The sequence below is a fragment of the Congregibacter litoralis KT71 genome, assembly GCF_000153125.2.
Taxonomy (GTDB): domain Bacteria; phylum Pseudomonadota; class Gammaproteobacteria; order Pseudomonadales; family Halieaceae; genus Congregibacter; species Congregibacter litoralis.
This window is the reverse complement of the sequence record NZ_CM002299.1, coordinates 2203788-2229647: the sequence shown is the minus strand read 5'-3', so window position 1 is coordinate 2229647 and position 25860 is coordinate 2203788. Positions and strand designations below refer to the sequence as shown.

22 protein-coding genes and 1 tRNA gene are annotated in these 25860 nt (G+C 58.2%); 9 read left to right on the top strand and 14 right to left on the bottom strand.

Translation table 11 applies throughout. The annotated features are described in order from the left end of the window. Window positions 1–9 precede the first annotated feature (9 nt). The 5 genes from tusB to KT71_RS10225 all read right to left on the bottom strand — a co-directional run bounded on the left by tusB (window position 10) and on the right by KT71_RS10225 (window position 3681). The gene (gene tusB / locus KT71_RS10245; protein WP_023659584.1) at window positions 10–318 is read right to left on the bottom strand and encodes a sulfurtransferase complex subunit TusB; all 309 of its coding nucleotides are present in this window, start codon (window positions 316–318) and stop codon (window positions 10–12) included. Beyond that, a complete protein-coding gene (locus KT71_RS10240; RefSeq protein ID WP_008295477.1) occupies window positions 302–670 on the bottom strand; it encodes a DsrE family protein in 369 nt (122 codons plus the stop codon). The genes tusB and KT71_RS10240 overlap by 17 nt, the downstream gene beginning before the upstream one ends. Before the next feature lie 8 nt (window positions 671–678). Beyond that, a complete protein-coding gene (tusD, locus tag KT71_RS10235) occupies window positions 679–1053 on the bottom strand; it encodes a sulfurtransferase complex subunit TusD (RefSeq protein ID WP_008295478.1) in 375 nt (124 codons plus the stop codon). 114 nt (window positions 1054–1167) lie between these two features. Then, on the bottom strand, window positions 1168–1839 hold the full coding sequence (locus tag KT71_RS10230) for a Bax inhibitor-1/YccA family protein (RefSeq protein WP_023659583.1): 672 nt from the start codon (window positions 1837–1839) through the stop codon (window positions 1168–1170). A gap of 285 nt (window positions 1840–2124) precedes the next feature. Beyond that, entirely contained in the window at window positions 2125–3681 is a 1557-nt protein-coding gene (locus KT71_RS10225; RefSeq protein ID WP_008295480.1) for a sodium:solute symporter family transporter, read from the bottom strand. Between the two features lie 76 nt (window positions 3682–3757). Here KT71_RS10225 and KT71_RS10220 point away from each other — a divergent pair, with 76 nt between their 5' ends. Genes KT71_RS10220 through KT71_RS19710 form a run of 3 tightly spaced genes read left to right on the top strand, consistent with a single transcriptional unit; the run spans window position 3758 to window position 6778 of the window. Further along, window positions 3758–4510 (top strand): dienelactone hydrolase family protein, encoded by a 753-nt coding sequence (locus tag KT71_RS10220; RefSeq protein ID WP_008295481.1) that lies wholly within the window; start codon window positions 3758–3760, stop codon window positions 4508–4510. Between the two features lie 20 nt (window positions 4511–4530). Then, window positions 4531–5943 carry a M28 family peptidase gene (locus KT71_RS10215; RefSeq protein WP_238549414.1) on the top strand — a complete coding sequence of 471 codons (1413 nt, stop codon included), beginning with the start codon at window positions 4531–4533 and terminating at the stop codon, window positions 5941–5943. Between the two features lie 49 nt (window positions 5944–5992). After that, on the top strand, window positions 5993–6778 hold the full coding sequence (locus KT71_RS19710) for a GGDEF domain-containing protein (RefSeq protein ID WP_023659581.1): 786 nt from the start codon (window positions 5993–5995) through the stop codon (window positions 6776–6778). A 218-nt stretch (window positions 6779–6996) separates the two neighbouring features. Here KT71_RS19710 and KT71_RS20490 read toward each other — a convergent pair whose 3' ends face one another. The 7 genes from KT71_RS20490 to KT71_RS10180 all read right to left on the bottom strand — a co-directional run bounded on the left by KT71_RS20490 (window position 6997) and on the right by KT71_RS10180 (window position 15605). After that, on the bottom strand, window positions 6997–7212 hold the full coding sequence (locus KT71_RS20490; RefSeq protein ID WP_008295484.1) for a hypothetical protein: 216 nt from the start codon (window positions 7210–7212) through the stop codon (window positions 6997–6999). A gap of 63 nt (window positions 7213–7275) precedes the next feature. Then, window positions 7276–7365, bottom strand: a tRNA-Ser gene (locus tag KT71_RS10205). Between the two features lie 161 nt (window positions 7366–7526). Next, window positions 7527–7991: a cupin domain-containing protein gene (locus KT71_RS10200; protein ID WP_008295485.1), complete on the bottom strand. Its 465-nt coding sequence runs from the start codon at window positions 7989–7991 to the stop codon at window positions 7527–7529. Window positions 7992–8066: 75 nt separating this feature from the next. Continuing rightward, on the bottom strand, window positions 8067–9440 hold the full coding sequence (locus tag KT71_RS10195; RefSeq protein ID WP_008295486.1) for a Na+/H+ antiporter NhaC family protein: 1374 nt from the start codon (window positions 9438–9440) through the stop codon (window positions 8067–8069). Between the two features lie 4 nt (window positions 9441–9444). Beyond that, complete coding sequence (locus tag KT71_RS10190; protein ID WP_008295487.1) at window positions 9445–11313, bottom strand: NAD(P)/FAD-dependent oxidoreductase; 1869 nt, start codon at window positions 11311–11313, stop codon at window positions 9445–9447. 9 nt (window positions 11314–11322) lie between these two features. Next, complete coding sequence (locus tag KT71_RS10185; protein ID WP_023659580.1) at window positions 11323–13776, bottom strand: TonB-dependent receptor; 2454 nt, start codon at window positions 13774–13776, stop codon at window positions 11323–11325. Window positions 13777–13997: 221 nt separating this feature from the next. Continuing rightward, on the bottom strand, window positions 13998–15605 hold the full coding sequence (locus KT71_RS10180) for a tetratricopeptide repeat-containing sulfotransferase family protein (RefSeq protein WP_008295489.1): 1608 nt from the start codon (window positions 15603–15605) through the stop codon (window positions 13998–14000). Between the two features lie 165 nt (window positions 15606–15770). Here KT71_RS10180 and KT71_RS10175 point away from each other — a divergent pair, with 165 nt between their 5' ends. After that, window positions 15771–17507, top strand: a complete 1737-nt coding sequence (locus tag KT71_RS10175; RefSeq protein WP_023659578.1) for an amidohydrolase — start codon at window positions 15771–15773, stop codon at window positions 17505–17507. Between the two features lie 140 nt (window positions 17508–17647). Here the strand turns inward: KT71_RS10175 and rne are convergent, their stop codons facing one another. After that, window positions 17648–20659: a ribonuclease E gene (rne, locus tag KT71_RS10170; RefSeq protein WP_008295491.1), complete on the bottom strand. Its 3012-nt coding sequence runs from the start codon at window positions 20657–20659 to the stop codon at window positions 17648–17650. A gap of 750 nt (window positions 20660–21409) precedes the next feature. On the opposite strand from rne, the gene KT71_RS10165 reads away from it, so the two are divergent. Further along, on the top strand, window positions 21410–22438 hold the full coding sequence (locus tag KT71_RS10165; RefSeq protein WP_023659577.1) for an RluA family pseudouridine synthase: 1029 nt from the start codon (window positions 21410–21412) through the stop codon (window positions 22436–22438). Window positions 22439–22449: 11 nt separating this feature from the next. On the opposite strand, the gene KT71_RS10160 is transcribed toward KT71_RS10165, so the two are convergent. Continuing rightward, entirely contained in the window at window positions 22450–23037 is a 588-nt protein-coding gene (locus KT71_RS10160) for a Maf family protein (RefSeq protein ID WP_238549413.1), read from the bottom strand. An 88-nt stretch (window positions 23038–23125) separates the two neighbouring features. Between KT71_RS10160 and KT71_RS10155 the strand changes: the two genes are divergently transcribed. The 4 genes from KT71_RS10155 to fabG all read left to right on the top strand — a co-directional run bounded on the left by KT71_RS10155 (window position 23126) and on the right by fabG (window position 25804). Continuing rightward, the gene (locus KT71_RS10155) at window positions 23126–23674 is read left to right on the top strand and encodes a YceD family protein (RefSeq protein ID WP_008295494.1); all 549 of its coding nucleotides are present in this window, start codon (window positions 23126–23128) and stop codon (window positions 23672–23674) included. A gap of 3 nt (window positions 23675–23677) precedes the next feature. Continuing rightward, the gene (rpmF, locus tag KT71_RS10150) at window positions 23678–23860 is read left to right on the top strand and encodes a 50S ribosomal protein L32 (RefSeq protein ID WP_008295495.1); all 183 of its coding nucleotides are present in this window, start codon (window positions 23678–23680) and stop codon (window positions 23858–23860) included. Between the two features lie 174 nt (window positions 23861–24034). Continuing rightward, window positions 24035–24982 carry an ACP S-malonyltransferase gene (fabD, locus tag KT71_RS10145; RefSeq protein WP_008295496.1) on the top strand — a complete coding sequence of 316 codons (948 nt, stop codon included), beginning with the start codon at window positions 24035–24037 and terminating at the stop codon, window positions 24980–24982. A gap of 69 nt (window positions 24983–25051) precedes the next feature. Next, the gene (gene fabG / locus KT71_RS10140) at window positions 25052–25804 is read left to right on the top strand and encodes a 3-oxoacyl-ACP reductase FabG (protein WP_008295497.1); all 753 of its coding nucleotides are present in this window, start codon (window positions 25052–25054) and stop codon (window positions 25802–25804) included. The last annotated feature ends 56 nt before the right edge of the window (window positions 25805–25860 follow it).

The following is a 25860-nucleotide window of genomic DNA, read 5'->3' as shown; positions in this document are numbered from 1 at the left end:
TGGGCTCGGTCATCGCCAGAGGACTTGCGTTTGGTGATTTTCGCTGAGCCTTACCCAGCCAGCGTAGTCTGTAGAGACAATGGAGGGATGTAACTCCCTGGCCCCGTAGGCCCGGAGGTCCTCCTCAAGAGCGTGGAGTTGTGCTCCCGAGGCCACCCACTCCTGAATATCCGGATGCGTGATTCCTGCGAGGACAACAGCCTTACCCAGGAGCAGTACGTCGTCCTGAGGCTCCAACATCGCAAGCAATCGCTGCCCTGCCTGGGAGCGGGGAGCGCTGGACAAGCAGTGAAGCGGTCGATCAGAGACTGATGACATGGCTTGCCTCCTGCATCAACTGGCGGAGCTCCGGACCCGAAAGGGCCACAGCGAATGCCGGCAGTTCCGCCGCGTGCACGCCGTTAGCAAGGAGTGACGTTTGTTCCACATACACCGTCTCCAGATCGTAGAGGGGCAGGGAATCGATGACCTTGCGCAGGGATTTTCTGCCCAGGGCCTCGGCGCTTTGCTCCGCTTTCAGGCAGAGCACGGCGTCACCGCAAAACACAATCTTCGGGTTCTGGGCGAAGACAGCGAAGGCCAGCGCCAGATCCAGGGCGGCGCGCGCAAGGGACCCCTCGTAGGGTGCCTGCTGAAAGAGAATAAGCGGTTGTTTTTGCTGTTGGGACATCGTTACCTCTAGTCCCCGAAGGTCATCAGGCGGTCGGCAATACTGGATGCCTCGATCAACTCTCCAAGCCCCGCTATGGCGAAGCCGGGAAGACAGCGCTCCTCAAGATTGCGCCCATCGCCCACGCCAAAGCGCTGGGCAGAGGCAACGCAGGCAAACAGAGGGATGCCGCCATCCTCGCCCAATGCCTGCCACTCCTTACGCAGATCCTCCTCGTCAGCGCTGGACTCACAAGCCGTCAGTGCGGTGAGTGCGCCGGCATCGAAGAAAAACACGCTGGCGACGTTATGCTTTGCTCGCCCCAAGGCCTTGGCAAACTCGAGAGCCTGTCGAGAGGATGAACCGCTGTCGGGGGGGCTGAGAACAAGAAGGGCATAGCGCATGGGGTGCGATTATAGACGCTGTGCCTCTATCGTCCCAAAAAAAAGCCCCGGACATTGCCGGGGCTCTCTTTAAGCTCTTAGGACTGAGCTGTGATGCTGCTGGGCTCTTAATCGTCAATCGTCGCCGGAAAGCGCCGTCAGAAGGTGCAGAATGTGAATGAACAGGTTGTAGATGTTCAGGTACAGACTCACCGTCGCCCGGATGTAGTTCGTTTCACCGCCGTTAATGATACGGCTTGTGTCGAACAGAATCAGACCGGACATGATCATTACCACCGCTGCGGAGATCGTCAGGGAGAGCGCAGGAATTGCCAGAAAGATATTTGCAATCATGGCAACCACAGCAACGATCAGACCCACCATCAAAAAACCGCCCATGAAGGAAAAGTCCTTTCGGGTGGTGAGGGCGTAGGCAGACAGGCCGAAGAACACCACGGCGGTGCCAGCGAGGGCCTGCAGCACCAATGCAGGGCCATTAGGAAGGGCCAGATAGTAATTCAGCATGGGCCCGAGGGACGCGCCCATAACGCCTGTAAACGCGAAGATTGCGACCAGCCCTTTGGAGCTATCTGCGGTTTTGTGCACAACAAACAACAGGCCAAAACCCACCAGGCTCAGCAGCAGTGCAGCGCCCTGGGGAAGCCCCATGACCATGGAGACACCCGCCGTAAAAGCGCTGAACAACAGCGTCATGCCCAACAGCATGTAGGTGTTTTTCAGAACTTTGTTGGTGCTGACCGCCGCGCCTAAGGCTGCGTCAACGTCATACACTCTTGGATTAGCCATTTTTTACTGCCTCACAATTCACATTGATGAATTTTCTTACGTATTTTTGGACGGTCAGGGTGGGTAAAAGTTCCCCAAAGGCTCCTGCCGCTTGGTATCTGAAAATCAGCTAAGGTACTGAAAAATATAGCTAACTTTGCACTTACCTGGTGCTTACCTTGCACTTACCTGGTGCTTACCTTGCACTTACCTTGCACTTACCTTGCAACAGACCGCTTCCAACCGGCCTTAAGTGAGCAAGAGTATAGCCTTAGATAGACCCGGGAAAAACTTTTTGTCCTGCCCCTAGGCATAGCCTTGAGCTATCAATAGGACGCTCATCATGACGACAAAGCCAGCAGCAAGACTGAGACGTGCAGACCTGGGCACGCTCGTGGCAACGAGAACATCACGCGCAGCCATCCAGGAGCGCTTTCCGCCGCTAACCATGAGCACCATCGCCAGAGTGCTCAGACATCCGCAGAGATTCCACCAGAGCCAGGAGACATCCGTCGCCAGCTGCCAGAGGGCAAAATTCGCCACGACGCCGCCGGTAAAGGCGGCAACAGCAAGGGCAGACTTTGTGCCCGGTAGCAGGACCGCGATCATAAAGAGGCCCAGAAGAGGGCCATTCACGAGAGAACTCACCTTGTTAATGGATTCCAACAAGGTGCTGGCAATGTGTTCAACGCCAAAGGAGAACGCTACCGCAAAAAGCCCCCAGCCCAGAGTGACGATCTTGGATGTTAAAAATCGGCGTCGCTCGGACTCTGCAAACCCTGCGGGCATAAAGTCTTCCAAGGTACTCGCCGACAGGCTGTTGAGTGCGGAATCAATGGACGACATAGCCGCGGCAAAAAGGCCCACGATGGCCAGGCCCGCCAGCCCGGGAGCAAATTCCCGGAGCACAAATGCCGGGAAGACCATGTTCAGGTTGGGCTCTCCCGACGCCGTTGAGGGAAGACTATCGATAAACTCGGGCTGCTTGAGTGCGTAAGCGGCGAGACAGAGTCCAAGGAGACAGTAGGCCAGCACCAAAGGAAACCGCAGAAGTCCGTTGAAGACCAGAATTTTGTGAAGATCCCCCTCGTTTCTGGCCGCGAGAAGTCGTTGGGCCTGGCTCTGATCGCAGCCGTAATAGGCCATGTACAGAAACAGTCCCCCGAAGAGCATGGGCCAGAATCCGAAGTCTGTTCTCCCGCTCAGGCCCCAGTCACTGACGAGGGGCTGACGGCGCACGGATAGCGCATCAAAATGTTGCCAGAGGTCTGGCGCCAGCCATATCAGAGAGGCCAGGACCGCGGCAATCAACAGTGCCATCTGGACCACGTCAGAAATCACGACAGCTCGCATGCCCCCCATGACGTCATAGGTGACGGTCACACCCATGAGTAACGCCACGGCAGGGATGTAGCCGATACCCGTGATCAGTGACAGTACGGAGGCAACGCCATACACCGTGACTCCCGTGGCGACGCCCCTAAAGAAAAGAAAGCTGGCACTGGCTGTTAGGCGCGCGCCGCGCCCTATGCGCAGCTCCAAAAAAGCGTAGATCGAAATCACGCCGCTGCGATGGACGGCAGGAAACAAAAAAGCCAGGCCCAGCATGGCCAGGGGTACGGCCAGTTCATATTGCAGCCAGAGCAGACCGCCGCCCGCGGCAAACCCCACGAAGGCCGGCGCGCCCAGAAGACTGTTGGTGGAGCATTGCGTCGCCAGAATTGATGTCGCCAGAGCTGGCGCCGGGAGGCCGCCGCCAAGGTAGTATTCACGCTCCGTGCTCTGGCCGCGACCGAGCCACAGGGCGAGTCCCAGCATCGCCGCGAGGTATGCACCGATGACCCACCAGTCCAGTGCTGTCAAACTGCTTGCCTCGGGCTCGCGTAAAAATCCATCATAAGAAGCTGTGAACCAACATTGCTAGCAAAAGGAATCGAGTGTGAAGAATATCAAAGGAATCGCTGTCGGCTTACTCGCCGCCGCCATGCAGTATGCCCCGAGCCTCCTCGCGGGTGAAACGGTGGTTTACGCCGTCGCGGGGCAGGAATACGAGGGATATTACGAGCCCGCGGAAGACAGTAAAGGTATGGTGCTTATCATCCACGACTGGGATGGTCTGACGGATTACGAGGTGAAGCGTGCCGAGATGCTTTCGGACCTCGGGTACAGCGTATTTGCCGCAGATCTCTATGGCAAAGGCGTGCGGCCTACGGAAACCAAGGACAAGATCGCTCGCTCCGGCGAGCTCTACAAAGACCGCGAAAAGATGCGTAGCCTCATGCGCGGGGCGTTGGCCGCTGCCTCAGAGAGCGGTGCTGATGTCGCAGACGCCGTGGCCATCGGGTACTGCTTTGGGGGAACGGCCATCCTGGAGCTTGCCCGTGCGGGAGAGCCCCTTAAGGGTTTTGCCAGCTTTCACGGTGGGCTGACTACCCCAGAAGGACAGACTTACCAAGAGACTCAGGCGCCGGTAATGGTCTACCACGGTAGTGCGGATACGGCAGTGAGTATGGCCGATTTCGCTGCACTCGCTGAGCAACTGGAGTCCCATGGTGTCACTCACGAAATGACAACCTATAGCGGCGCGCCCCATGCCTTCAGTGTCTTTGGCAGCTCTCGCTACCAGGAAAAAGCCGACAAGGAATCCTGGGCGTCGTTTACCCGCTTTCTCGACGAGACTCTCGCGCCATGAGCAGCGTTAAGACGAGATCTTTGACGACTCTGAGCGGCATGCCCGGCACGATACGCCCCGTCTTTCGACGCTGTTTCACGGTGCTTGCCGTCGGGCTCCTGAGTGGATCGGCACTATCCATGGCTCAAACTGCTCCCCCGGGAGAGGTGATGGCGCTCTACGACATCGGCTCCGCACCATCGTCCCGGCGTGTCATGAGCGACATTGAGACCCTGGTGAATTTTGGCACCCGCCACACGGCGTCGGAGACGAAGAGCGATACCCGCGGCATCGGCGCAGCCCGGCGCTGGATCTTTGATGAGTTCGAGCGGATTTCGGCGAGCTGCGATGATTGCCTGGAGGTGTTCTACGTGGGCGAGACCGTATCCGGCGAGCGTCGGGTACCTGATCCGGTGGAAATTGTGTCCGTACTGGCGATACAGCGGGGCGCCCTGGACCCCGATCGTATGGTCATGATGTCCGGTGATATCGACAGCCGCGTCTCCGACGTCATGAACGCTACCGCGGATAGCCCCGGCGCCAATGACAATGCCTCCGGCGTTGCGGGCGTGCTGGAGGCGGCGAGGGTGCTCAGTCAGTACAACTTCGATGGCAGCATCGTCTATGCCGCTCTCGCGGGTGAGGAGCAGGGCTTGATTGGTGGACGCATCGTTGCATCTCACGCCTTGGAACAGGGCTGGCAGATTAAGGCCGTATTGAACAACGACATGATATCTAATATCTCAGGCATCGATGGGGTGATTAACAACACGGTGGCTCGGGTATTTTCCGAGGGTACCCGCGCTGTAGAGACCGAGGCTGAGGCGCGGTCCCGGCGTTTTACCGGTGGGGAAGTTGATAGCCCCTCCCGAAACCTGGCGCGATACATAGACAGCATGGCAGACCGCTACCTCACAAATCTGGACGTGGAAATGGTGTACCGTCTGGATCGCTTCGGGCGGGGAGGGCACCACCGGCCTTTTAACGCCGTGGGCATTCCCGGCGTACGCATTATGGAGACCCATGAGCACTACGATCGCCAGCACCAGGACCTCCGCGTGGAGGATGGCCGTGCCTATGGTGACACTTTGGATGGGGTCAATCCTGACTATGCGGCAAAGCTTACGGCGCTGAATGCCGTTACTCTGGCGGGCATTGCCGGGGCGCCTCCCTTTCCCGCGCAGGTGAAGGCCGCCGGTGCGGTCCGCGCTTCCGCCACTCTGGAGTGGGCCCACGGAGGCTCTGAGCAGGCACGGGAAAATTTGGCGGGCTACCGGGTCTGGTGGCGAAAGACCACGGCACCACAGTGGACCCATTCACGCTTTGTGGGGAATGTCACGGAGTGGGAGTTCACCAACCTGGTCATCGACAACTATTTTTTTGGCGTATCCGCAGTCGCCCAGGACGGTAGTGAAACACCAGTGGTGTTTCCAGGGCCGGCGGGCGCGTTTTGACGGGACTTGTTCGTACGGTCTTGGCGCTTCATCGATTTGAGCAACTATAGTGGAACACACGGGTTCGGATCAGAACATTTTTGACAGTCGCGTTATGCGGCTCTATCGTCGATTCGGTGCCTGGGGGCTCATCGTCCTGGTTACCGTCGTAGCGGTTCTTGCCTCCCTGGCGTTGACGCTGGCGCTGGCGCTGCCCAACCAATCGCCTCAGGAGCGGGAATCAGGCGTTATCTATTACTACTTGTTCGCCGCGACCCTGGTGCCTCTGGTCGTGGCTCCGCTATCGACATTGGTATTGGCGCGAGTGTTGCGGAGCCTTGAAGAGGCCCATAGGCAAGTGTTGGCGCTGTCTACGCAAGATGACCTGACCCGGGTGGCGAACCGTCGAGGTTTTTTCCGGGCGGTGGAGGCCGCGTTTCGGGATCTTAACGAAGACCAGTTGTTTCTCCTGGGCATGGTGGATTTGGATAGGTTCAAAGAGATTAATGACACCTACGGTCATCTAATGGGGGACCGCGTGCTCGTCGCGGTCGCTGCTCATCTTCGGAATACCGTAGACGGTATTGGAATGGTTGGCCGCCTGGGTGGCGATGAGTTTGCGTTCTTCGCTGTCGGCTCCCGAGCATTACTCAGCAGTCTGAGCGAGAAAATCGAGGAGGATTTTAAGAGTTTGATGCTATCCATACTCCCCGCAGAGACAGAGCAGTCAGTGTCTGCCAGCGTTGGCCTCACCTGTCTAGCTGCGGGCGAAACCGTTGACCAGGCCTTGCTCCGCGCCGATAGCGCGCTGTACAGGTATAAGAAAGCTGTGCAATTGCGAGCGAGGGAGCGCTAATTGTCTGAGCTTGCCCTGATTTTCAAAATCACAGCCTTTAATCGAGCAAGAATCCCGTGAGAGGGGCGAGAGAGTCAAGAGGGTCGAGAGGGTCGGACAGTTTTCCCTGGAGCCTCCAGCTTCCGATATGGACGTTGCGCGAGGTCTGGAAATCCAGACCATGCCCGCTGAGGGCTTCACAGCGCCAATGTCAGGCCACAAGAAAGAAACGCAAGCCATTACAAAAGAATTTTGTCGCCTCCCTTGCGTTCCCCACCCGGCAGGCTACTGACTCTCCTGCGCCACAGTAGAAAAACCGCGCTCAGCGCCAAGAAAAGCACGTTGAGCGCGAGCGCGGAATCGAAGGCGAAGAACTCGCGCTCAGTGACACTCGGGGCTGATGCTGTTGAAACTGGATTGGCACTCAATAAGCTGGGCGTGGAGATTCGTTTCATAACAGGGCGCGTAACGGACAGGCCAAAAAAAAACGCCCGAAGGCGTTTATTTTGTTGAGCATTTGGCGGTGGGCTAAGGATTCGAACCTTAGGAAGGGATAAACCTTCAACGGTTTTCAAGACCGCCGCTTTCGACCACTCAGCCAGCCCACCGGAATCTCGTATCACGAGAGGCGCAGATTATACCTACTGATTTCGGTGTGGCAACGGTAGTCTTTGTCTTTGCCACACACTCCGCTTTAGACGGCATCGAGCCTGAGTTCTGCGCGGCCCGAAATCATAATGCCCCAAATATTAATCTGCGTGCTCAGGCGTTATTCCAGCCCCGAGCCGTCCTCGGAATAAATAACCCAGATCTTTTTGTAGCCGTCGGTCTCCCAGATACCCGTCCACTCCTTGGGAATTGTGACGGCTTCGCCTGCAGCGATTTCCGTGATGCTCCCATCACTGGACGTGAGGGTGACGCCACCTTCCAAAAAATACATAAACTCATCAACACCATAGGGTTCGTCGATAACCCACCGTGACTTTCCTGCCATATACATGCCGCTCGCGAAGCGACCATCCGAGGACAGCAGGGAGGTTACGTCCTTCACGGTATCGGCTCCCTCGCCCTTAATGAGCGTATCGGGACGATCGAAAATCGCCCCCGCAATATCCTCACGACTCATTTCGGCGGGATGAATGGCCGTATCGGCCAGCACTGGGAGGGCTGCCGCAAACATGGCACTTCCCAACGTTGCCGCAAGGACGGTTTTTTTCAGGGGTATTCGATTCACGTTAATGCTCCTTTCCTTGGCGTGTTCAGGTTGTTGTTCTCAATGTCTTTGGCACTGTCGGAACGGAAGAATAGCTCAGATTGCATATCCTACCGCCAGGTAGCCTACGGCGGCGATTGCCGCTGCGATTAGCGCAAAAGGCAGCTGTGTGAGGGCGTGTTGCATGGGCGTGCAGCCCGTTGCCTGGGCCGTGAGTACCGTGGCATCGGAGTAAAAGCAGGCGTGACTGCCAAAGGTGCTGGCAGACAGGGTGGCTCCGATAAGGAGCGTCATGTCGGCGTCCACGCTGTTACCCAGGGCCACCACAATAGGAAGGATGATGACAAACACCCCCCAGTTCGATCCCGTCAGAAAAGATACCAGGCCCATGGATAGAAAAACCGCGAAGGGCAAAATCTGAGCAGTGAGTAAGGGTTCCAGGGAAGCAACCACATAGGTAGCCATACCCAGATCATCATTCACTTCCTTGAGGATAAAGGCAGCGACCAATACAGCCAGCGGTTCAATCATGGTTTTGAAGCCGTCCAGCACCGTGTCAAAGGCATCGTGAAGATCGAGAATTCGCATGCCTAGCACCACGACAAGAGTGGCTCCAAGGGTAATGTAGATGCCGACAAGGAAGTCATTGTCCGCCGCGATCGTTGCGCCGACGAGACAGATCATGGGCACAAGAAAGAGCCACAGGCGAGGCCTCACACCGGCCTTGGGTGCAATGGCGCGGTTGGCGTTTTCGATGTGCTGGGCTTCCGGTGGAACGGTCACTCCCGTCGACCGTGCCCTTTCGTCAGCGGCGCGCATGCTGCCCAGAGAGGGTATCCAGCCGCCGATTACCAATGGCACTACCAGGACCGCTGCCCAGGCATAGAACATATAGGGAATTGCACTGATGTACACGTCGAGCCCTTCACCGTCTTCGGCGAGGCCATTCGCCACGAGCAAGCCCGCAAAAAAGGCGCCCCAGGTCGAATAGGGAATGATGACGCTGATGGGAGCAGCCGTGGAGTCGACCACGTAGGCGAGCTTTTCCCGGGATATTTTGAACTTATCGGTGACGTCGCGCATAGCTGCGCCCACGGCCAGAGAGTTCAAATAATCGTCGACAAACATGGCGATACCCAGGAGCCAGGTTGCGAACAGCGCACGCTTCTCGTCTTTGACGCGCGTACTGATAAACGCGGTGAAAGCGCCGCTGGCGCCGCTGCGCATGAGTAGCGCAATTAATCCGCCCATGAGACCACAGACAAGGATTACCCACGCTACGTCGGGATCTGTGAGTACAACGATTGAGGCTTCCGCCATACCCGTGACAAATCCGCTGCCGAAAAGCATTACGAGTCCGAGGAGGGATCCGCAGAGGAGGGACTCTATGGGGCGGCGGGTCCAGACAGCGAGGGAGAAAACCAGGATGGTGGGTAGTAAGCTCAGTATGCCCGGGTCGCTGGAAACCATATCCTCAGCTTAGCTGTTCGCGGGTAGCGCGATAGGCCGCATCAATGGCGCCGTCGACGAAGGCGTAGGCAGAAGCGTCGGAGTTGGCAACGGAGATACGTCCCATTTGCCGGGCGCCGAGAAGATGAGGTCCGTAGCCGGGCCCGTACTCCGGTGGGTCCGAGTAATCGTTGTATTCATAGGCGTAACCGTGGGGCCAGCGGTTCACCGTGATAGCAGCGATATCCCGCTCGGGATCAAAGCTGGTGCCCCTGAGCCCGCCGCTCAACTGTCGCAGGATACGGCTTTCCATGTCGTTGTAGCTCATCTGATACATCGCCTGGCGACCAATGACATGCTGCTCTTTGGCGGTCAGTCCCTGATCCGGTGCGCAGGGCACCACGCTGCCATGCAGTATCGCAGCCTCATCCGGGTTTTCGGGGTACTTGACGCCGCCCATCGACACGGGGAAGTCCATGCCAAAAGAATGCATAAAGTCCGATTGCATCACGCTGATGCTGTGCATGCCGAGCTCAGCGAAGGGGCGCCAGTTGCGGACAGCAACGCTGATGTAGATGAGGGGCACCTTGGTGGCGTAGTTGATGGCATCCCGCTGATCATCGGGAAGCTCCGGCGCAATATGCGGAATGATGGCGTTGTAGCAGGCGAGCACTGCATGCCTGGCGCGCACCCGGTGACTTTTCCCGTCGCGTACATAGCTGACATCGACATGAGAGCCGTCGGGCGTATGGTGCACATTGACCGCGGTGCTGTTGAGCCGGAGTCGGCAGGGGCTTTCTTTGCGATCGAGCTTGCCGTAATCGGTTTTTGCGAGCACCAGATCTTCCATGGTCGATCCGGGAACGGCGTCGGGAATGAGCTTGCGGAGAATGGCCCGGGCCACCCCCGCATTGCCGTCAGGAAAATGAAAAATATAAGGCTCATCCCGCACAGGTTCGTCGGAGCTGCCCTCGGGAAGATCAAGATAGGCGGTGCCGGGCATACCCATGCTGGCTGCGGCGAGGGTAGAAAGCGCATCCCAGCCAACTCCCCACCAACCCCGGGCGCTGTCGCGGAAGAGATAGTAGACATCCTCCGGTACGCCCACCACGTCCAATAAAAATTCCCGGTAGGTCTGCCCGCGTAGCCACTCGGCCCGCTGTTCCCGGGGGATGTGCGCTGCATAGTTAATGGTGCTGTTCATCAGGGAGAGCAGGGCGGTGCGCGCCTCCAGGGGAATGGGGTAATCCCTGATATCGTTCTCTGTGAGTGCAGCGTCGTCGCTGCTGCGCCAGCTTTTCACACCCGGCAACGTGAGATCTTTCCCATAAACCTCTTCAGGGAAATAGCTGCCCCGGCCCAGCTTTGCCCCGGCAAAAAAGTCCTGGTCGTAGTAGTCGTAGAAGCGATCGGTAATGATGCCCACATCACGAAGCAGTTGCGCCGCGGCCGGAGAGTAGCTGCCAGGAGTATCGATGGACTGGCTGCCACCGTAGCCGACGAGTTTTTTACCATCCACGGTGAATTCGTTGCGCCGTGCGTGGCCGCCAAAATCATCGTGGTTATCCAGTATCAGAATGCGGCTGTCCGTGCCCTTTTGCTGTTGCCAGTAAAACGCCGCCGCAAGCCCGGAGATACCGCCACCGACGACCACCAGGTCGTAGTCATCGTCAGTTTGCTCCCTCGGCACTGAAAACTCCTTGCCGCCCCAGGCCATCGCGTGGGCAACGTCAAAGGAACCAGGCTGGCTGCCTCGCATGCCCGTGAGCGCCGGGGGATAGGGAGCGGCCGCTGATTGAGCCAACAGCTCCAGTGGCGTCAGCGCGCCCGCCGTGGTGCCGAGAGCTATGCCACCGAGAAAGTCCCTGCGGGTGATGTTCAGACGCGAGGGCAAGAGGCTGTCCTAGAGGTTCCAGGTAAAGCGCATGCCCACGGTGCGAGGCCGGCTGGGACTGATGCTCGACTGGACATAGGGCTGCCCACCAATACTGATGCCGCCTTCCGCGTCGTAATACTCATCATCGAGGAGGTTTTCCACGTAGAGCGCAAGGGCCCAGCCGGCGTCGGATCGGTAACCGCCCAATGCCTGAACCTCGGTGTAGCTACCTGTTTCCTGTAATCCTGCCGCAACCGTTGCGGGAATAAACGGTTCCCAGTCGGTGACGGCGTCATCTTCCCAGCTCGCAGACAGGTTGCCGTAGAGTTCGCCGGATCCAAAGGGCAGTACGGCGTCGATCGTGCCGTAAGCCGTCCATTCCGGAATCCCGGGAGCAGGCGAGCCTTCGCAAATCGTATCGTCGCCCAACAGGGCCAGACCGCCGGTGCATTGAGACTGAATATTGGAGCCCTCCGTATCCAGCCAGGAAATGCCGAGACCGAAACTCAGGATATCGGTGAGTGCCACGTTCCAGACACCCTCCGCACCAATGCCGTCGAGCTCCGCATTACAAACTTCAACAATCGGGGAGCCCGGCTCGCTGCAGGTTGTCTGCAGACCTTCGTAGGCGTAGGTGAAAGCATTTACGGAGAGTTGGCTGCGACCATCCCACTGCGTGGCTTTGTAGCCAATCTCGTAGGAGGTCACCGTCTCGGAGTCGAAGGACGTTGGCAGATTAACACCGGGCAGGGCTTCCCCGCCAAAGGGTACGCCCGCCACAGAGAAGCTGTTAAAGCCCCCCTGTTTGTAGCCGGTGGTGACGCTGAAGTACACCAGCATGTCATCTACGGGTCGCCAGTTAACGACACCGCGCCAGGTGGGCTCGCTCCAGCTGAGGGTGTCGGAAACAGCGCCTTCGGGCGTAGTGAAGCCGGTCTGCACGACCTGGCCCAGCAAGCTGCCATTGCGTTCGCTCAGAACGCGCTGGGAGAATTCTTTCTCGTCGTCGTTATAGCGAACCCCCAGGCTCGCATCCAGCTGATCAGAGAATCGGAACTGGAGGTCCACGTAGGCGGCCCAGCCCTGAAATACGCCTTCGGTGCGATTCCAGTCATCAATCAAGCCATTGTTGCTGCTGGGCGTCCAGGTACTGGTGCCAAAGTAGTATTCGAGATAATCGCTGAGCCCATAGGCATTGTAATAGTCAAAGACGCCCTGACAGTTATCGCCCCAGTAAACATTGCAGTACACGTCCTCGTCCTGCTGGCCCAGAAACTCCGTGTCGATGTCTTCTCGATAGTAGGACACACCGGCGTACCAGTTAAACATACCCTCGTTGTCAGAGGTGAGGCGCAGCTCCTGCTCGAAGTACTCACCCTCCTGATCCTGCTCGTAGTTGAAGATCGTGAGGCTCGTGGCGTCAAAATCTTCTGTATAGCCGTACTCATGGGTTTTGTAGCCTGTGAGAGACGTAAGCGTAGCCCAGCCCAGGTCGTAGTTCAGCTCAAGGCCCAGTTGAAAAACCTCCCCACCGTCAAAGAGACCGTTTCGGGGGCCATCAATACGCACATCCCTGGGGTCAGAGGGCAGGGCGATGTCACCATAGATGCCCTCGAGAAACTCGTAGGAGGCACCCCGGCCCGTGGCCCGGTAAATGGTGCCCGATTGATCGCGATCCTCGTATTCCAGGAACAGCGTCGCGGTGAGTGCGCCGCCGTCATCGTAGACGCCCGTAAGACGCAGGGCGCTTTTTTCGTGTTGAATGAAGTCTTCGCCGGTGATTTCGTTATTAACGTAGCCGTCTTCCCGCGAATGGAGGCCCGCGACGCGAACACTGATGGCGTCGCTGACATCAAAGTTTGTAGCCCCTTCGACGCGGAAAATACCGCGCTCCCCGGCGCGAACGTCGATGTAGGCATCAGCATCGTCCTGCACGGGTCGGCGACTGATGATATTCATGGCGCCGGCGATGGAGTTGCGACCAAAAAGAAAGCCCTGGGGGCCCCGGAGAATCTCTGAGCGCTCCAGATCAAATACGCTGGTGACTGCGGCGCCGTTACGGCCCTGATAAAAGCCGTTTTTGTAGACACCCAGGGAAGGATCTGCGCCGTTTCCAAAATCGTTGGTGGTAATGCCCCTGACGGCTATGGTGTCAAGGAAGCTATCCTTCGAGTTTCCCGTTACCCCGGGAGTGAAGGTGACAAGATCTTTGACGTCGTCGGTGTTCACCGTGCGAAGAAAATCACCGGACAAAGCCTGCACCGCGAGGCCCACATCCATCACCGATTCGGCGCGCTTGGTCGCCGTGACGATCACTTCTTCAAGTTGTTGCGCCTGAGCTGTGCTGGCGGCAAGGGCTGCCGAGACCGCAAGGGCGAGGTGTCGCCGGGAGGCTGATGGCGTCGAAAGCCCCTTGGACTCAGCGCAGTGCTGCGCCGATGGTGACCGTTTAGTAGACGTAGCTGATGACGCTGTATTCATAGGGACCCCGGATGCTCGACCTGAAAAGTGATGGGCTCTGTCTGCAGGCTGTCGCTCTGCGTGTGCTATGCCTGTCGTCCCCGCGCTCGTTGTCAGAGAAACAGTCGTACTACTTCTTTGTTGTGCTGTGCCCGATAAACCAAGACTACGAAACAACGTATGGCCAGACAAGCATTAGATGAGGATTAGCGGTACCCCTAAGTGGGTAGCGTGTGTTGTTTCTATGGCGACAGAGCCTGGTGGTCCAGGGGTATCTTCAGCTCTTCGAGAGTCTGGCGCATGGGTGCAAGCTGCTTTTCATAGCGGCGCCAGCGACCTACGCTGCGTGTGTGGGCAGCTTCTCTTACCTGAACGACGCTGGCGGTCGTTACGGCACCACGCTGATTATAAAAATCGAGACACTGATCTTCCCAGGGGAGCTGGATAAAGCTGAGGAGCGCCCGGGCCTGAGGCTCCGGGTCTGCCGCTACCGCCTCGTAGTCAACTTCGTGATAGCGCAGTCCGAAGCGCTCCCGCCAGTCGCTCATGAGCTGGTAATAGCGGGCATGGTGCCGGGCCATTTCTCCCTGTTCATAGGAGTGGGGGTAGGCATCCGCGAACAGCTGTTTGAAGCTGGCAAAACAGGCATCCATGGGGCTTCGCCGTACGTGAATAATTTTTGCGTTGGGTAGGGCGGCCAGAATCAGTGGTACAAAGCGAAAATTGGCAGGCAGCTTGTCCACGAAATGACTGCCATCGCCCTGCATGGGCTGCGTGAGCCTCATATAGGCACTGCCCAGTTTTTTGGGGTCCAGGGTTGCCGCCTCCGCGAACACGGCCTTGAGGCTTCCGTCCCCCCGCGCTCCCAGGAGCCGCCGACAGGCGCCTTCGAACTGCCGCAGTTCTCCTGCGGAATGCACCGCGCTGTGACTGCTGATAATGCGCTCTACCAGTGTAGTGCCAGTGCGTGGCTGGCCGACAATAAAGATCGGGGCGTGACTGTCGTTGCCCGGGGCACGGCTGCTTAGCCAGTCCCGGGTGTAAGTGGCAGAGAGCATCTCAAAAAAGTCGATTTCCCCTTGCTCGTCATAGCTGAGGGTTCGTCGACGTGCCGCTGCGCCGCGAGCGAAGGCGTCAAAGGCCTGGGGCCACTCCTTCAGATCTTCCAACTCTTTTCCCAGGGCGTAGCTTAAAAATGCCGTGTCCCGGTCGTTCCGGGACTCCCTGTCCAGAATCTCCCGAAGCACCGTGATGTGATTGTGGTTGCGGGCTTTTTCCAACCCTGACAGCAGCCAGTGGGCGTTCGCGTGGCCGGGATGGCGGGCAATGGCGCTCTCCAGAAGCTCGCGGGCGCGGGAAAAATCACCCAGAAACATCAGATTGTTTGCACGGTTAATCACAAAGCCAATATTGGCGGGCTGATGCTGCAGCGCTTTTTCCTGCCATGGCGATGCCGCTGCAGCATTGCCAAGGAGCGTATACACGCTGGCAATGGTGTCCTGAATCGCAGGATTATCGTCAGCATGTGCCACCGCTTTTTCCAGAGCATCCTCCGCCCGGTTGACCTGCCCACGGCGAATAAAAATACGCGCAAGCTGGGCCCAGGCTGCACCGTGATCCGGCTGGAGTTTGGTGACGGAGCCGAAGCCCTGAATGGCCGTGCGTATATCGTTGGTCTCGAGGGCAATCATGCCCACAAGAAAATGTCCCTCGGGAAGATCGGGTTTGCGCTGAAGAATTTGGCGGCAGCACTGCGCAGCACCATTTTGATCGCCACGCTGCAGGCGGTCGTAGCCTTCCCGTAACTTGGCCTTCAACCAGACAGCCTCCGGGGGTTGTTGCTGTGTCATGGGGCTTCCTTAATGTGCCGGGCGTGATGCGAAGTGTGCCTAAAACCAGCACTGGGTGTAGTGGGCTTGTGGGCGGAGCTTTCGGCAGCCATAGTACCGATTGGTGTAGATCGAGTCAGCTGCCCCAGGTATCAGCGGGGCGGCGTTCACGGCACAGGAGTGCGTATGAGTCACAGTGTGAAAGCCCCATTTTCCTTATTCTCTTACTTGTTAGTCTCTCTGCTGTTTTGTCCAGGTGTTGTTTCCAGCGCACGGTCACAGGAGGCCGCGGATCTGGTGCTGTCTGGCGGGAAGGTGTACACCCTCAATGAGGCCGCTCCCTGGGCGGAGGCGGTGGCCGTTAAGGGCGATACCATCGTGTACGTGGGAAGCAATGCCGGCGTCGAAGCTTTTATAGATGCGGATACCCAGCGGCACGATCTGGAAGGCAGGCTGCTCCTGCCCGGGTTTATCGACAGTCATATGCATGTGGGATCGACGCTGCCCTATCTGTTCGCCGCCAGCCTCTCACCAGCCATGAGTCGTGCAGAAGCCCTGGCAACAATCGCAGCCCACGCCGAAGCCTATCCGGAACAAAACCCATTGATCGGCACGGGTTTTCTTGGCGCAGCATTCGGTCCCGAAGGACCTACCGCGAAGGACTTGGATAGCGTGGTTTCGGACCGTCCCGCAATAATCTTTGACGAGGGCTTTCACTCCGCATGGGTCAACAGCCTTGCCATGGAGACCGTGGGTCTCACGGCTGCCACGCCGGACCCCAAACCGGGCGCTCATTTTTATCGTCGCTACCCCGACGGTAGTCCCACGGGTTGGCTCATCGAAGGTGAGGCCTTTGGCTGGGTCGCCGAGGCCCTTGGCGTTATCGATAGCGACATTCTTGATGAGGCGGCGGATGCCTTTTTTGCCAGCATGTCGTCCATGGGCATCACGGCCGCCTTTGATGCGGGCATGATCGAGGGAGACGGTGAACTATTCCGGTTCATGGGCGAGCGTGCCGCCAGAGGTGCGTTGCCCCTTCGGGTGGTGGGTTCTCATTACGTCAACAGCGAGAGGGGACTGATTACGGCTCTCGAAGACCTGGAACGCTTATCCCGGGAGTATGAAAACGAGTTTTTCGATGTAGAGGTACTGAAAGTGAGCCTTGATGGCACGGTGGAGGCACAGACCGCCTACACCATCGAGCCCTACCAGTCGCCCCCGGGTCACCGTGCCGAGCCCCTCGTACCACTGGAAAAAACCAAAGAAGTTGTGGCCGGGGCAGCCGGGCAGGGCATTGATGTACACCTTCATGCCATCGGCGATGGAGCCGTTCGCATGGCTCTGGATCTGGTGGAGTATGCGCGCGCAGAACAAGAGAACAGCACCAGTCGTTTCACCATTTGCCATGCCCAGGTGGTGAATCCTGCCGACGTGCCTCGCTTCGGTGAGCTGGATGTCATCGTGCAGTCTACCCCCACCTGGTACGCCTACGACGACATCGCCCTGGCTTATCTGGGAGAGGAGAGGATGACGCATATGTACCCCCTGAACTCCATAGCCAAAGGGGGGGGCAAGGTCACCCTGGGTAGTGACTTTCCTGCCAGTTGGATCGGTCTCGATGGCATGAATCCATTGTTCAATATCGAAATGGCACTCACGCGCCAGCCAACCGGGGACAAGGACTATGCGCCTCAACCCCCGGTGGAAGAGAGAATCACCCTGGCTCAGGCCCTACGCGGCTATACCCTGGACGGAGCCTATCAGCTGGGTCTTGAGGATCAGATCGGCTCGATCACTCCGGGAAAACAGGCGGACATGGTGGTTATCGATAAGGATTTGTTCGACCTGGATCCCTACGCCATTCATCAAACGCAGGTCGTCATGACTATTGTAGACGGGCGGGTGGTTTTCGAGGCCCCATAAAAAAACACCGGTCCTGGTACAAAAAGCACCAGAGCCCGGTGTCCTATCGCCAAAAGAGCGCTTCAGGCTTTAACTGAGGCGACTCTTCATCGACTACACGCTTGCTCGTTTAACCGCGCGTTGCTGTCTGACAGTCTGCCTCAAGCTTCTGCGCTTACGGCGTCTTTCGGTCCCCGCGGGTCGTTACTGGCCCTGGGAACTTGCCGATCGGGCGCTTCCACCGCTGGTGCGGCGGTCTCGGAGAAGAGCACGATTTGTCCTGTCTCAATATGTAGCTCCTGAACCGGTGAGGGTGAAACCCTGGGATCGTTGACCGCGCGACCCTCTTCGGTGAGTCCTTCACCGGGAGCATTGGCTGCTTTGGCGTCTACCTGCAGCGTGGCCGCCGCAGGCTCCGCGGGCGCGGGAGCCTGAGCAGTGTCTGCAGTCGCGTCGGCTACCACCTCGCTCACATCGTCTACTGCTTCGGGGCTGTCCTCGGCTTCAACTATCGCTGTCTGCCCATCAGTCGCCGCACTCAAACCCATGGCGGCTTCAATGCTGCTACCGGCGGAGGCGGGCTTGGTTGCTTCCTCAGCCACGGGTGTCTCCGCTGCTTCGACCGTATCTGTCGCGGTTGCCGCTTCACCTGTCAGGGCTTCATCAGCGGCAGCAACTGAATTGCTAGCTTCGGCGTCGTTGAGACTTGCATCGACCGCTGATTCATCGACTACAGATGCTGTTTCAGCCACTGCCTCGACCTCTGTTACGGCTTCTATGGCTTCTACGGGCTCTACCGACGATTCGGCTTCTGACTCTACAACGCTCGTAGACGCCTGATCCGTTTGCTCTTCAGCTACGGCCTCGGCGGTCTCCGTCACGGGCTTGCGACGGCGACGGCGGGGTTCTCCGCGGCGCTGATTGCTGGGGCGTTTCCGGGGCTTATGTTCGCTCGCGACGTCCTGATCGCGATCGCTGCTCTCGCCGTTATCATCTTCGCTGGCTACAGCTGCTGCCTCATCGCTATCACTGGAATCTTCAGACTGGGTAACACCGGATTCTCCCGTGCTCTCCTGTCCATCGGGCCCCGAGCGACGACCGCCGCGGGAACGACGGCGGCGACGGCGACGGGTACCGTCTTCCGGCTTTTCACTTCCGTCCTCATCGGAGGCGCTTCCGGTCCTTGCCTCAGCGGCGTCGGTGCTGGCTTCGCTGTCCTTCGAGTCCGCGTTCTGATCCGTATCCTCAGCGTTGCGATTCTGGTTGCGGCCCTGGCCACCGCGGCGGCGACGGCCTCGGGTACGCTTGGGGCGATCACCCTCAGCATCTGCGCTTTCTGATGTATTGCTATCGGAAGTGGTGACGGCTCCTGCTTCCTCTGCACCGGCTTCTTCGGCGTTCGCATTGGGATCCCCAAAGAAACTGACCCAGAGACGCTGTGCCAATCCGGGTTTGGCAGCGACGGCCGCCGTGGCGGCAACAGCTGTTGTTGCCGCGCTTGTGGCAGCGCCTGACACTGACGCCGGCTCCGTGGCTTCACTGTCCGCTACCGCGGTGGGTGCTGGTGCGGCCGTGGGCGCAATTCTCTGCACCACGGCTTCCTGAGTCGGCAGGCTGTGATCATGGCTGTCCGAAATGCTGTCTGCGTCGGGAACTGCAATCTCTACCTTGTAGCTGGTCTGCTGATCCCCTTCGACTTCGTCGTCGCGTAGACGGGTCACTTCAAAGTGCGGTGTCTCGAGGTTGGGATTGGGTATCACCAGTACGCGAACCCTTGTCAGGGACTCGACCTCGCTCAGGGCGACACGTTTCTCGTTGAGCAGATAGGCAGCGACATCCACGGGTACGATGGCGCGCACCTCGGCGGTGCGGTCCTTGATGGCTTCCTCCTCCAGCAAACGCAGGATGGAAAGAGACAGGGACTTGGTGTCGCGAATACTGCCCTGTCCCGTACAGCGGGGACAGATAATGGCGCTGGTTTCTCCCAGGGAGGGGCGCAATCGCTGACGGGACATCTCCAACAGCCCAAAGCGTGAAATTCGCCCAACCTGCACTCGGGCACGATCGATAGCGAGGGCATCGCGCATGCGATTCTCGACGGCGCGCTGATTCTTGGCCGCGAGCATGTCGATGAAATCAATAACAATGAGTCCACCCATGTCACGCAAACGCAATTGACGGGCAACTTCATCTGCCGCCTCAAGGTTTGTTTGCAGGGCGGTAGCCTCAATATTGGCACCTTTTGTTGCTCGGGCGGAGTTGATATCGATCGATACCAGAGCTTCCGTAGGGTCGATCACGATCGATCCGCCGGACGGTAGCCTCACTTCGCGCTGAAAGGCAGTTTCGATCTGACTCTCAATCTGGAATCGGTTGAAGAGGGGAATGTTGTCTTCGTAGAGCTTGATGCGTTGCTGATACTTGGGCATCACCATGCTGACAAAATCCATGGCCTGCTTGAATGCATCAGGGGAATCGATGAGCACCTGATCCACATCGTCCCGAAGATAATCGCGCACGGCACGGATGATGACGTTGCTCTCCTGATAAAGAAGCACCGGCGAGCGGTTCTCTTCGCCAGCCTTGCTGACGGCTTCCCAGAGCTGCAAGAGGTAGTTGAGGTCCCATTGCAGCTCTTCTGCGGATCGACCCACACCTGCGGTGCGGATAATCACACCCATGCCATCGGGAATATCCAGGGCACTGAGCGCCTCGCGCAGTTCTGCGCGATCATCACCCTCAATGCGGCGGGAAATGCCGCCAGCACGGGGATTGTTGGGCATGAGCACCATATAGCGGCCGGGGAGGCTGATAAACGTGGTCAGCGCTGCGCCCTTGTTGCCGCGCTCTTCCTTGTCTACCTGAACGATGAGGCGAGTGCCTTCCTTGACGACATCGCGAATGGAGAACTTGCCGTCCACGTCTTTGGGATTGCGATAAAAGTATTCTCGGGCAATTTCCTTAACGGAAAGAAAGCCGTGACGCTCAGCGCCAAAGTCCACAAAGGCCGCTTCGAGGCTGGGTTCTACGCGGGTGATTTTGCCAACATAGATGTTGGCTTTCTTTTGCAGGCGGGTTCTGTTCTCGATATCCAGATCGTATAGTTTCTGGCCATCGACGAGTGCTACGCGCATTTCTTCTGCATGCGTAGCGTTGATGAGCATTTTCTTCATGTCTAACTAAACCTCTCATGGGGTTTAGCCGGCGCATGCCAGTGCTTACGTTCGTCTTTCACGAGGCCTGTTAGGCCGCAGATCTAAGAAATCGTCCGTTCGCCGCAGCCCGGGTTGAGCCGCTTCGCGGCGAAATCAGGCTGCAATTTTTGTTATCTCCGAGCGGTCGGGAAATTCCGCCGCCCATCGCTAATTCTGGTCCTGCCCCGGCAACCCTGTTTATTGGTGTTGCGATAGGGCGCTTTTTGTAGATGGCGGACTTCCTTGGGAAGCGCAGCCTCGTCTCGATTCCCCCGGTCCCAGGGCCGACTCCTGCGGTGTTGCTTCAGGGCGGTCGATCTGGCGCTCAGCGTTTCCTTCTCGTGCACGCTGGACGGCAAGCCTGGATTGGCGCCGTTTCCATCACATGCTGATCATGCTGCTGAGGAATGGGGTCTCGTCAAAAAGCGGTTCGTAACTCTGTTGTAACTGTGTTGTAACTGTGTTGTAACTGTGTTGTAACTGTGTTTCGTGCTTGTTGTGTTGTTTGCTTCACGATCTGCTCTGGCATTCGTTCGTAACGTGCCTCCACAGCGTCGTATAATCCCAGCAGAGAAATTGCTACCTGCGATAATCCGGTGACGGGCCCCGACCGACGACGTCTTCGATGCGTCGTGGGTGATAGATGATCGGGGAGAATTGCCGCAGACCGTTCACTGCCTGGCAGGCATACTAGCAGCTCCCTTGCTGACGCTCAAATAAAAGAAGGACGTGAATCAGCCCCATGTGCACGAGAACGCCCACGGCAACGCCCAAAACGATTTCCCTGAGGGCAGGCAGAGGAAAGCCAACGATCCTAGGGGGCTTTTTGTGAGCGCGGTGCGTTATCTCACCGTCGACGAACGGGGAGAGGGGCAGCGCCTGGATAATTATGTTTTGCGAGAGTGCCCGGCAGTACCCAAGACCCGTCTGTATCGGGCTATGCGCAAGGGTGAAATTCGTGTCAACAAGGGGCGGGTGAAACCCGATCGTCGTCTGGCTCTCGGCGATGTGGTACGACTGCCTCCTCTCAGCACCCCTGAGCCCCGAGAGCGCGGCGCGGCGCCGCCGGGCTGGCAGGAGCGCCTCGGGGCACGGGTCGTATTTGAGGACGAGCATCTACTCGCCATTAACAAACCCTCGGGTATCGCGGTGCACGGTGGCAGCGGTCTCCAGTTTGGTTTGATTGAAACATTACGCACCATGCGCCCCGGGGCGAAATTCCTGGAACTGGTTCACCGTCTGGACCGGGAAACCTCCGGACTCATCCTCGTGGCAAAGAAACCCGCCGCTCTGCGTGCGCTCCACGAACTACTCCGCCAGAAAGGTAAAATTGACAAACGCTATCTCGCCCTTGCTGAAGGAGCCTGGCCGCGCCACCTGCGCCTCGTGGAGGCCCCTCTGAAGCGATTTGAGCGTCAGTCCGGGGAGCGACAGGTCAAGGTGGCAAAAGACGGTAAGCCGTCCATTACGGAATTCAGGATCAAGAGGAGCTTTAGCGCCGCGACCCTGGTGGAGGCGCGACCGTTGACGGGGCGGACACATCAGATCCGCGTCCATGCGCTCCACGGGGGCCATCCGCTCCTTGGCGATGGCAAATACCAGAGCGAGAAAGGAGAGGGTCTGGCGCGTAAACTCGGTTTAAAGCGGCTTTTCCTTCACGCACAGTCCCTGTCCTTTGAATTGAATGATCAGCGCTATGAACTCACGGCGCCCCTCGATGAAGAGCTAGAAAGTATTTTAATTAAGCTGGCTAAGTAACTGTTTCTAAATTAATTCTGCAGCACTCCTAGTTGCTGAGAGTTCAAAAGGTCGCAGGTGGCGATCAGAGGGAGTCCCTCCAGAGCCGTGGGGTCCGTGCTTTCGAGGGCGGTGAACAGGCAGATACCCAGACCTTCCCAGCGAAAGCTTCCCGCACAGTCCAGGGGCCGCTCTCTGTCCACATACTCCGCAATCTGCCGGTCCGTTAGCGCGCGAAACGTTACCAGGGTGGGCACGCAGTGCCTGGCAATCACCTTGCCGCCCCGGGCGAGGGAGACCGCGGTGTAGAAGCTCACGCTCTCCCCGCTGCAAAGAGCTAGCTGTTTCTGCGCTGCCGCGATGCTTCCCGGTTTACCCAGAAGTATCTCGCCCCGGGCAGCCACCTGATCGCTTCCAAGGACAATCGCGAGGGGATGTGACTCTGAGACGGCAAGGGCCTTGGCGTCGGCGAGGCGAGCGGCGAGAGCCTCGGGGGGCTCATTTTTCCGTGGCGTTTCATCGGTCTCGGGGCTTACGCATTGAAAAGGTATACCCAGGCGCTCCAGGAGGCGCTTTCGGTAAGGGGAGGTCGAAGCGAGGATAAGGGGAGAACTCGTCATGGTATGCATCAGTCTGCGTTTTCGCTAAGGTTCGGGATTGTAAAGATTTTTTTGACAACGGTGGGGGCTATCACTATAGTGCGCCGCCATGTTGACAGCCCCCCTCCCGATTCGGGTCAATATTCGAAAGGCCGTGACTCGTTCGGCGCGTTATGCAGGGGCCCTTGGCGCGGAGCAAATTCCCCAGTTTAAGGACCTTCTGGTTCCCGAGGCGCCCACCATTGATGTGGTGGTGGAATTTGGCGAAAACGACGAAGGGCAGCAGTATGCAGCGGTCGAGATGCAGGGAAGGGTGGTACTGGAATGCCAGCGTTGCCTTAAGCCCGTTGTCTGCGAGGTTCAGGGTAACAGTCGTCTGGGCATTGTCCCGGGAGACGAGCAGGCCAAGCAGTTGTCTGCGGGTCTGGAGCCCCTAATAGCGATTGACGAAGTCGATCTGTGGGCAGTGGCAGAGGAAGAATTGGCGCTCGCGCTGCCCGTGGTGGCATACCATCCGGACGGCGAATGCGAGCCACCGAAAAGCGACCGGCGTGAACGGTCAGAAAGTGAAGAGACGGGGTCCACCGGCCAGGAGGCCGAGAACCCTTTTAGTGTTTTGTCATCGCTGCTGGACAGCGACGGCACGAAGGAGAAATAGCCCATGGCTGTTCAGAAGAGCAAAAAGACCCGCTCGCGACGCGGCATGCGTCGTTCGCACGACTCCCTGAGTGGACCCACATTAAACGTTGATCAGACGACGGGTGAAACACACCGGCGTCACCACGTGACCGCCGACGGCTTCTACCGCGGTAAAAAAGTGGTTGAGACCGGCAGCGACGACTAAACTTCTTGAGCCTGACGATTGCGTCAGGCCGTTGATGAGTTTTACAGCGGCACCTTTGGCCGGACGGGGCGCAACATCATCGTTGCTTCCGTCTGATCGGGGTGCCGCCGTCGTTGCTAGCCCCCTATATTTATGACAATCGTCCCTCGGGACGTGCCTAATCGGAGGTAATTCATGCGTAGCGATCTTGCTTTTATGTTTCCCGGGCAGGGGAGTCAGCGCGTGGGCATGCTGGGGGAGGCGATAGCCGAGTTTCCCGAGGCTGCAACGGTTTTCGAGGAGTGCTCTGACGCATTGGGTTTTGACCTTAAGGCACTTGTCACGGAAGGCGATCCCGAGCAGCTTAATCTCACGGAGTTCACGCAGCCTGCGCTGCTTGCAGCGTCCGTGGCAATCTGGCGGGTGTGGAGTGCCGCGGGTGGTGTTCGTCCCGGAGCAATGGCGGGGCATAGTCTTGGTGAGTTTTCTGCGCTGTGCTGCGCTGGTGCTCTGAGCCTGAAGGATGCCGTGACGCTGGTTCGCGAGCGAGGGCGCTTCATGCAAACCGCCGTGCCCGTGGGCGTGGGTGCCATGGCAGCTATCCTGGGCCTCGATGATGACGTTGTTACCGCCTGCTGTGACGAGCTCTCCGCCGGCGCTCAGGAAATAGTGCAGGCAGTGAATTTCAATGCACCGGGGCAGGTGGTGATCGCGGGCCATAGCGCTGCGGTGGAAAAAGCCATCGCTGTGCTGAAAGAGTCCGGGGCAAAGCGTGCAATGCCCCTGCCGGTGAGCGCACCTTTCCATACATCCCTGATGCGCCCGGCAGGAGAAAAGCTTGCTGAGGTGCTTGACGGTATTGCTATAGCCAGCCCGGAAATCCCCGTGGTGCACAATGTCAACGCCGCGACAGAGACCGACCCCGAGACTATCCGTCAGTTGCTGGTGGAGCAAATTGCTGCGCCGGTGCTTTGGACCTCCTGCGTGTCAAGTTTGCAGTCCATGGGTGCTACACAGTTTGCGGAATGTGGTGCAGGTAAGGTGCTGGGCGGTTTGCTGCGGCGCATCGATAAAAGCCTGGGCTGCGTTTACCTCGAAAATCCAGATGACCTCCGGGCTGCGGCGACTGCACTTGCGCAATGATTTTAAGGACACCCACCTGGGTTGGAAGTGTGGACTCGCTGAAAATCGCAGGCAGATTGGGGAAAGGATATGACCGAAGAGACACAGAACACTGAAACACGCGTTGCCCTTGTAACCGGCGCCAGCCGGGGCATCGGCCGAGGGATAGCGGACGCGCTGGCAACCGCGGGTCATACGGTAATCGGTACCGCCACAAGTGATAGCGGCGCCCAGGCCATTGATGAGCACCTCGCCAAGGTCGGTGGCGCCGGCATGCGCCTTGACGTTGCGGATCCCGAGAGCGTTGCCAGCGTGCTCGCCGCCATCAATGAACGATTCGGCGCACCCCTGATTCTGGTGAACAACGCCGGCATCACCCGCGACAACATTCTCATGCGGATGAAAGATGATGAGTGGCAAGGGGTGCTGGACACTAACCTCACCGCTCTGTTCAAAACATCCAAAGCCGCATTGCGCGGGATGACCAAGGCGCGTTGGGGCCGCATCGTAAACATCACGTCGGTGGTCGGCTCCATGGGTAACGCCGGCCAAAGTAACTACGCGGCCAGTAAAGCCGGTGCAGAAGGTTTTTCGCGCGCTCTGGCGCGGGAAATAGGTGGGCGAAATATCACGGTGAATTCGGTAGCGCCGGGGTTTATCGACACCGATATGACAGCAGCGCTGAGCGAAGAGCAACGCAATGCCATGCTGGCACAAATCCCCCTGGCTCGTTTGGGAGATGCAAAAGAAATCGGTGCTTTGGTCGCGTTTTTGTGCAGCGACGCAGCAGCGTATATAACAGGTGAGACAATTCACATTAACGGCGGTATGTACATGGCCTAATGTTTCCGTCAGGTGTATGCCGGGTAATAAAAAACCGGTAGACTTCGCACCTGCCC

Coding starts and splice junctions, on each gene's coding strand:
- rpmF (WP_008295495.1), top strand. CDS start 23,678: ATGGCTGTTCAGAAGAGCAAAAAGACCCGCTCGCGACGCGGCATGCGT.
- tusD (WP_008295478.1), bottom strand. CDS start 1,053: ATGCGCTATGCCCTTCTTGTTCTCAGCCCCCCCGACAGCGGTTCATCC.
- rne (WP_008295491.1), bottom strand. CDS start 20,659: ATGAAGAAAATGCTCATCAACGCTACGCATGCAGAAGAAATGCGCGTA.
- KT71_RS10230 (WP_023659583.1), bottom strand. CDS start 1,839: ATGGCTAATCCAAGAGTGTATGACGTTGACGCAGCCTTAGGCGCGGCG.
- KT71_RS10240 (WP_008295477.1), bottom strand. CDS start 670: ATGTCCCAACAGCAAAAACAACCGCTTATTCTCTTTCAGCAGGCACCC.
- KT71_RS10175 (WP_023659578.1), top strand. CDS start 15,771: ATGAGTCACAGTGTGAAAGCCCCATTTTCCTTATTCTCTTACTTGTTA.
- KT71_RS10185 (WP_023659580.1), bottom strand. CDS start 13,776: ATGAATACAGCGTCATCAGCTACGTCTACTAAACGGTCACCATCGGCG.
- fabG (WP_008295497.1), top strand. CDS start 25,052: ATGACCGAAGAGACACAGAACACTGAAACACGCGTTGCCCTTGTAACC.
- KT71_RS10180 (WP_008295489.1), bottom strand. CDS start 15,605: ATGACACAGCAACAACCCCCGGAGGCTGTCTGGTTGAAGGCCAAGTTA.
- KT71_RS10160 (WP_238549413.1), bottom strand. CDS start 23,037: ATGACGAGTTCTCCCCTTATCCTCGCTTCGACCTCCCCTTACCGAAAG.
- tusB (WP_023659584.1), bottom strand. CDS start 318: ATGTCATCAGTCTCTGATCGACCGCTTCACTGCTTGTCCAGCGCTCCC.
- KT71_RS10195 (WP_008295486.1), bottom strand. CDS start 9,440: ATGGTTTCCAGCGACCCGGGCATACTGAGCTTACTACCCACCATCCTG.
- fabD (WP_008295496.1), top strand. CDS start 24,035: ATGCGTAGCGATCTTGCTTTTATGTTTCCCGGGCAGGGGAGTCAGCGC.
- KT71_RS20490 (WP_008295484.1), bottom strand. CDS start 7,212: ATGAAACGAATCTCCACGCCCAGCTTATTGAGTGCCAATCCAGTTTCA.
- KT71_RS10155 (WP_008295494.1), top strand. CDS start 23,126: ATGTTGACAGCCCCCCTCCCGATTCGGGTCAATATTCGAAAGGCCGTG.